At 40.6% G+C, this 6,739-nt stretch carries 5 protein-coding genes and 2 tRNA genes; 6 read left to right on the plus strand and 1 reads right to left on the minus strand.

Annotation, left to right across the window (positions count from 1 at the left end; translation table 11 throughout):
* Positions 1 to 51 precede the first annotated feature (51 nt).
* On the minus strand, positions 52 to 1,500 hold the full coding sequence (gene thiI / locus O970_RS08440; protein ID WP_024496673.1) for a tRNA uracil 4-sulfurtransferase ThiI: 1,449 nt from the start codon (positions 1,498 to 1,500) through the stop codon (positions 52 to 54).
* Positions 1,501 to 1,726: 226 nt separating this feature from the next.
* Between thiI and secG the strand changes: the two genes are divergently transcribed.
* From secG to infB, 6 genes are all read left to right on the plus strand, one after another.
* Entirely contained in the window at positions 1,727 to 2,089 is a 363-nt protein-coding gene (secG, locus tag O970_RS08445) for a preprotein translocase subunit SecG (protein ID WP_024496674.1), read from the plus strand.
* Between the two features lie 20 nt (positions 2,090 to 2,109).
* Positions 2,110 to 2,196 (plus strand) — tRNA-Leu (locus O970_RS08450).
* 76 nt (positions 2,197 to 2,272) lie between these two features.
* Positions 2,273 to 2,349: transfer RNA gene (locus O970_RS08455), tRNA-Met, on the plus strand.
* Between the two features lie 149 nt (positions 2,350 to 2,498).
* Positions 2,499 to 2,951, plus strand: a complete 453-nt coding sequence (gene rimP / locus O970_RS08460; RefSeq protein ID WP_024496675.1) for a ribosome maturation factor RimP — start codon at positions 2,499 to 2,501, stop codon at positions 2,949 to 2,951.
* An 18-nt stretch (positions 2,952 to 2,969) separates the two neighbouring features.
* Positions 2,970 to 4,445, plus strand: a complete 1,476-nt coding sequence (gene nusA, locus O970_RS08465) for a transcription termination factor NusA (protein ID WP_024496676.1) — start codon at positions 2,970 to 2,972, stop codon at positions 4,443 to 4,445.
* A 23-nt stretch (positions 4,446 to 4,468) separates the two neighbouring features.
* A partial coding sequence (gene infB, locus O970_RS08470; protein ID WP_024496677.1) for a translation initiation factor IF-2 occupies positions 4,469 to 6,739 on the plus strand: 2,271 nt, incomplete at its 3' end.

Here is a 6,739-nt window from a genome sequence, read left to right on the forward strand (position 1 = left end):
TTTGTTTTCTTAACTCAAGTCAATAATGACGATTATCTATAAACTCATTAATTAATGTCTAAATACTTTAACATTATTAAAGTTTTGTTCCTTTAGATACAGTGCTTGTAATTTACTCATTACGCCACGCTCACAATAGAGTAAATATTGCTTATCCTGAGCCAAATCACCAAATTGAGAGGCTAACTTGTAAAAAGGAATATGAATTACCTGAATTTTTTCTACATTGAGTGGCGCATTTTCTTCCTCTTCTGGGGAACGAATATCAATAATGATATCATCCTTAGAAAATGCATTCACTGTTTCAACTTCCGTAATCTTATTTGATGTCTGTTTAGCGATCTCGCGAATATCGATATTTTCTGCTTCAGCTACCGCTTTATCTAAAATAGCAAAATTAAAATGGGCTTCTTCTGCTTCAATTTTCTCTTTTACTGCTTTTACAGTAGGATTCTTAGAGATAACGCCACAAAATTCCGGCATGGTTTTGGCGATATCTTCTGTGCCTATTTTTCGGGCTAAATGGATAATCGTCTCTTTATCGTGGGTGATTAAAGGACGTAAAATAAGCGTATCACTCACATTATCGATTAGGCGGAGATTGGTTAAAGTTTGACTTGAAACTTGCCCTAATGCTTCACCGGTTACTAGCGCTTCAACATGATAACGTTGGGCGATGGTTGAGGCGGCGCGAATCATCATACGTTTAAGTACAACCCCCATTTGACCATCATCCACTTTTTCGAGTATTTCACCGACAACCTCAGCAAAATTGATGGTAATAAAACGAACTTTATGCGAACTACCAAAGCGACTCCATAAATAGTGCGCCATCTGTTTTACCCCAATCTCATGCGCAGCGCCACCTAAATTGAAAAAACAGTAATGAACGCGGCTACCTCGACGCATTAACATATAACTAGAAACACCAGAGTCAAATCCCCCTGAAATTAAGGAAATCACATCCTCTTGGGTACCGGTAGGAAAGCCCCCAATCCCTTCGTAACGCTGTTTAACCAGTAATAATTTATCATGTTCAATTTCGAGATGAACCGTCACATCAGGTTTAGTTAATTTTACTTTAGCTGATTCAATATGTTGATTTAAGCCACCACCAACATAGCGTTCAACCTCAATAGAGGTAAAGTCATGTTTACCGCGACGTTTGACTCTAACACAAAAACTTTTATTTTCAATTAAAGGTCCATAGTAAGGTAAAGCTAATTCAAAAATATGGTGCATATCGGTAAACGGCAATTCGTCTACGGCTAAAATATGATGAATACCTGGAATACGCGTTAATAGCTCTGCTACCCTAGTTTCGGTTTCTGGTTTTCGTGGGCGAACCTCAATAAAATCCCAATGACGAACAACAGCCACTTCTTCTACATGTTGTTTTAATATATTGCGGATATTACTAGTCAAAATTTTAATAAAACGCAAACGGACCGAATCACTTTTAATCGTGATTTCTGGAAATAACTTAATAATAAATTTCATAAAATATTAACGAAATAATTTGAAAACGGGCGTCATTATACTTATTTAATGGTGAATTGATAGTACATTTTTTGCTAAATTAACCGCGTTTTTAGCCAAAAAAACAAAATATACTTGCTTGTTGGCGCCAGTTTAGATAAGATCCGCCATCAATAATTTTCTTCTTTTAAAAAGAACAGGAAATACGTTATTATTTTCTGCATAACATAACAGTTTGTAGGTTAAAATGTACGAAACTATTTTACTTGTTGTATTTTTAGTGATCTCTGTAGCCATTATCGGTTTAGTATTGGTTCAGAATGGCAAAGGTGCCGATATGGGTGCATCTTTTGGTGCTGGTGCATCAGCAACACTATTTGGATCAAGTGGTACTGGTAATTTTTTAACCCGCACAACAAGCATTCTTGGTTTGTTGTTTTTTGTTATTAGTATTTTATTGGTCAATTTAAGTAGTGCCACGAAAGCTGATAAAAGCGAATTCTCTAATTTAGGGGATGATGTTGCTATTGAGCAGGCTACTGCGCCAGTAAAATCGGTTGAATCAACACCTGAACAAGGAAATAATTCAACATCTGAAATTCCAGAATAAAGGGGATTTCTCCTTAAATTGCCGTGGTGGTGAAATTGGTAGACACGCTACCTTGAGGTGGTAGTGCTCGAAAGGGCTTACGGGTTCAAGTCCCGTCCTCGGCACCAAATCTTTTTATTATGTACTCTAAATTGAAGTTGCATTTTTTACAATAAGGTGTATACTTCAATCTTATCGGACGGACGCGGGGTGGAGCAGCTTGGTAGCTCGTCGGGCTCATAACCCGAAGGTCGTTGGTTCAAATCCAGCCCCCGCAACCACTTTTATTGATTGGTCCACTAAAGGCTCAAAGATTTTATGCCTCGCTAGTCGGGGTTTTTTAATGCATGGGATTTGAGTTAAGCGAATGGACTATTCAGATTAACAAAATGTTGGGCGTTAGCCCTTTTTTTATTTCTGGGGGAATTGCTTGAGTAATTTAGAACAGCAATTAACAGCTATTATCCAAGAGCCCGTAAATGCACTTGGTTTTGAATTAGTTGGTATTGAGTTTATTCGTAGTCGTCATCCGGTACTGCGTATTTATATTGATAGCGAAAATGGGATTACTGTTGATGATTGTGCGGATGTAAGTCGACAAGTGAGTGCAGTATTAGATGTTGAGGACCCAATAACGACGGCCTATAATCTTGAAGTTTCCTCGCCAGGGCTTGATCGTCCCTTATTCACACTTGAACATTATCAACGTTTTTTAGGACAAGAAGTAATGATCAATTTGCGTATAGCGATGTTTAATCGTCGTAAATGGCAGGGTGTCATTAAGCAGATTGAAGATGAAATGATTACATTAACCGTTGATGGAAAAGATGAAACATTCGCATTTAGTAACATTCAAAAAGCGAATATTGTGCCTAGATTTTAAATTGAATGGTGATAAAGGATGAACAAAGAGATCTTAGCTGTTGTTGAAGCAGTGTCAAACGAAAAAGCGCTATCCCGAGATAAAATTTTTGAAGCACTGGAGAGTGCATTAGCCACAGCGACAAAGAAAAAACAGAATTTAGATATTGATGTAGTAGTAAAAATCGATCACAAAACAGGTGACTATGATACCTTTCGTCGTTGGTTAGTGGTAGATACTGTCACTCAGCCAGCACGTGAAATCACTTTTGAAGCTGCTCAATATGAAGATGATCAAGTAAAATTAGGGGATTATGTTCAAGAGCAAATTGAATCAATTGCTTTTGACCGTATTACCACACAAACCGCTAAACAGGTGATCGTACAAAAAGTACGTGAAGCGGAAAGAACCATGATTATTGATCAATTCCGTAGTCGCGTTGGTGACATTGTTACGGGTATTGTTAAAAAAACAACGCGTGAAAGTGTCGTCTTAGACTTAGGTAATAATGCTGAAGCGCTTATGAACCGTGATGATATGTTACCGCGTGAAAACTTCCGGATTGGGGATCGCATTCGTGGGATTTTATATCTGGTTGAACCAGAAAATAAACCAGCTCAACTCTGCGTTAGCCGCACCAGCCCACATATGATGGAAGAGTTATTCCGAATTGAAGTGCCAGAAATCGGTGAAGAGATGATCGATATCAAAGGGGTGGCTCGTGATCCAGGTTCGCGTGCCAAGATTGCGGTAAAAAGTAATGACCGTCGAATCGATCCTGTAGGCGCTTGTGTCGGAATGCGCGGAGCGCGGGTGCAAGCGGTATCAAATGAATTTGGCGGCGAACGTATTGACATTGTATTATGGGATGATAATCCAGCACAATATGTGATTAATGCCATGGCACCAGCTGATGTGGTCTCGATTGTTGTCGACGAAGATAAACACACGATGGATATCGCGGTGGAAGCAGAAAATTTACCACAAGCTATCGGACGTAATGGACAAAATATTCGTTTAGCATCCCAATTGACGGGTTGGACACTAAATGTGATGAAAGTAGAAGATTTACAGCAGAAACATCATGCTGAATCTTTTGCTGCCATTAAAAATTTCATGAAACATTTAGATATTGAAGAAGATTTAGCTCAATTATTAGTTGAGGAAGGTTTTACTTCGCTAGAAGAGTTGGCTTACGTACCAGTAAATGAATTGCTAGAAATTGAAGAACTTAATGAAGAGTTAGTCAATACCTTAAGAGCAAGAGCAAAAGAAGCATTGACCATTATGGCTCTCGCCTACAGCGGTGAAAAACAAATTGCTCAGGCGATACTTGATATACCGGGTATGACACGTGAAATAGCGTATAAATTAGCCGACCATGGTGTAACGACGCTGGAAGAATTAGCTGAACAAGGGATTGATGACTTAGCTGAAATTGAAGAACTTGATGCTGAAAGAGCAGGAAAACTGATCATGGCTGCTCGCAACATCTGTTGGTTTGGAGAAGAGTAATTAAGGTAACAGGAAGGAATAATATGACAAAAGTTTCAATTCAAGCACTGTCTGAAGAAATGAAAACGCCAATGGATCGCCTGTTGCAACATTTTGCGGATGTTGGAATAACCAAGAACGCATCCGATGATGTGAGCGCTGATGAAAAGGCGGCATTGCTTGCCCATCTTAACTCACAACAAGTGCCAACCAAATTAACCTTACAGCGAAAAAAACATTCTACCCTGAATGTGCAAGGAACAGGCGGCAAAAATAAAGAGATCAAAATTGAAGTGCGTAAAAAGCGCACTTTCGTTAAACGCGAAACCGAAGAAGAGCTAGCTGAACGCTTACGTCGTGAAGCGGAAGAAAAAGCTCGTCAGGAAGCAGAAGAGAAAGCGAAACAAGAGGCTGCCGAGCAGGCAAGATTGGAAGCAGAAGCGAAAGCAAAACAAGAAGCGGAAGAACAAGCTCGTAAAGCCCAAGAAGCAGTACTCGCTGCTGAAAAAGCAAAACAAGCTGAATTGGCGAAGAAAATCGCCGAAGAAGCGAAGAAAAACCAAGAAGCGAAACCAAATAAAGAAATGAATTCAGAAAAAGCACGTTTAGAAGCCGAAGCAGCGGCATTAAAACGCAAGGTTGAAGAAGAGAACCGCCAAAAAATCGAAGCTGAGGCAAAACGAGTCGCAGAAGAAGCGCGTAAATTAGCTGATAAATATAATGCTGAACCGGTGACGACTACCTCACAAGGTGATGATGAAGATTATCATCTTACGACATCACGTTATGCGCGTGCGGCAGAGGATGAATCGGATCGCGAGGTAGAAAGTAATCGTGGTCGAGGTAATCGTAACAATAAAACGACCAAACAGAAAAAAGGCAGCAAACTGTCAGAAGGCAAAGCGGAGCGTGAAGAAGCGCGCGTCATTAATCGCGGCAGTAAGAAAAAGGTAAAAAGTGCTTTACAACAAGGTTTTAACAAACCTGTACAAGCCGTTAACCGTGATGTTGTCATTGGTGAAACGATTACGGTTGCCGAATTAGCGAATAAAATGGCTGTTAAAGGTTCAGAAGTAATCAAAACCATGATGAAAATGGGCGCAATGGCGACCATTAACCAAGTCATTGATCAGGAAACGGCACAGTTAGTGGCAGAAGAGATGGGACATAAAGTCATTTTACGTCGTGAAAATGAACTTGAAGAGTCGCTAATGAGTGATCGTGATACAGGTGCTGAGCGTGTAGCACGTGCACCAGTGGTAACGATTATGGGTCACGTTGACCATGGTAAAACCTCACTACTTGATTATATTCGTAAAACGAAAATTGCCTCAGGTGAAGCGGGAGGGATTACTCAACATATTGGTGCTTATCACGTTAAAACCGCAAATGGTATGATTACCTTTTTAGATACACCAGGACATGCGGCGTTTACCTCAATGCGTGCGCGTGGTGCGAAAGCGACCGATATCGTCGTGTTAGTGGTGGCCGCTGATGATGGTGTCATGCCACAAACGGTTGAAGCGATTCAACATGCGAAAGCGGCTAATGTGCCTATCGTGGTGGCCGTCAATAAAATGGATAAACCAGAGGCGGATCCTGATCGCGTTAAAAATGAATTAGCCCAACGTGGTGTGATTCCTGAAGATTGGGGTGGTGATACTCAATTTGTACACGTATCGGCCAGAGCGGGGACGGGTATTGATGAATTGCTAGAAGCGATTTTACTTCAATCTGAAGTCTTAGAATTAACCGCAATTGAGTCAGGTATGGCAAGTGGTGTGGTTATTGAATCTTTCCTTGATAAAGGACGCGGTCCAGTTGCAACCATCTTAGTTCAATCAGGAACATTACTTCGTGGCGATATCGTACTTTGCGGTTTCGAATATGGTCGTGTCCGTGCGATGCGTAACGAACTGGGTAAAAATATTGATAAAGCCGGTCCATCTATTCCCGTTGAAATTTTAGGTCTTTCTGGTGTCCCTGCTGCGGGTGATGAGGTCACCGTAGTACGTGATGAGAAAAAAGCGCGTGAAGTTGCGCTTTACCGTCAAGGCAAATTCCGTGAAGTGAAATTAGCGCGTCAACAGAAAGCTAAATTAGAAAACATGTTCACGAATATGACAGAAGGTGATGTCTCTGAACTCAATATCGTATTAAAAGCCGATGTACAAGGGTCAGTTGAAGCCATTAGTGATGCATTACTCAAACTATCGACGGATGAAGTGAAGGTAAAAATCATTGGTTCTGGTGTCGGTGGAATTACCGAAACCGATGCCACGTTAGCGGCGGCGTCAAATGCTATTATCCTTGGC

The organism is Candidatus Schmidhempelia bombi str. Bimp, from assembly GCF_000471645.3.
In the GTDB taxonomy this organism is placed as follows: Bacteria; Pseudomonadota; Gammaproteobacteria; order Enterobacterales; family Orbaceae; genus Utexia; species Utexia bombi.

Excerpts from the sequence above, each read along its gene's own strand:
- nusA (WP_024496676.1), top strand. The coding sequence starts at position 2,970 with ATGAACAAAGAGATCTTAGCTGTTGTTGAAGCAGTGTCAAACGAAAAA.
- thiI (WP_024496673.1), bottom strand. The coding sequence starts at position 1,500 with ATGAAATTTATTATTAAGTTATTTCCAGAAATCACGATTAAAAGTGAT.
- secG (WP_024496674.1), top strand. The coding sequence starts at position 1,727 with ATGTACGAAACTATTTTACTTGTTGTATTTTTAGTGATCTCTGTAGCC.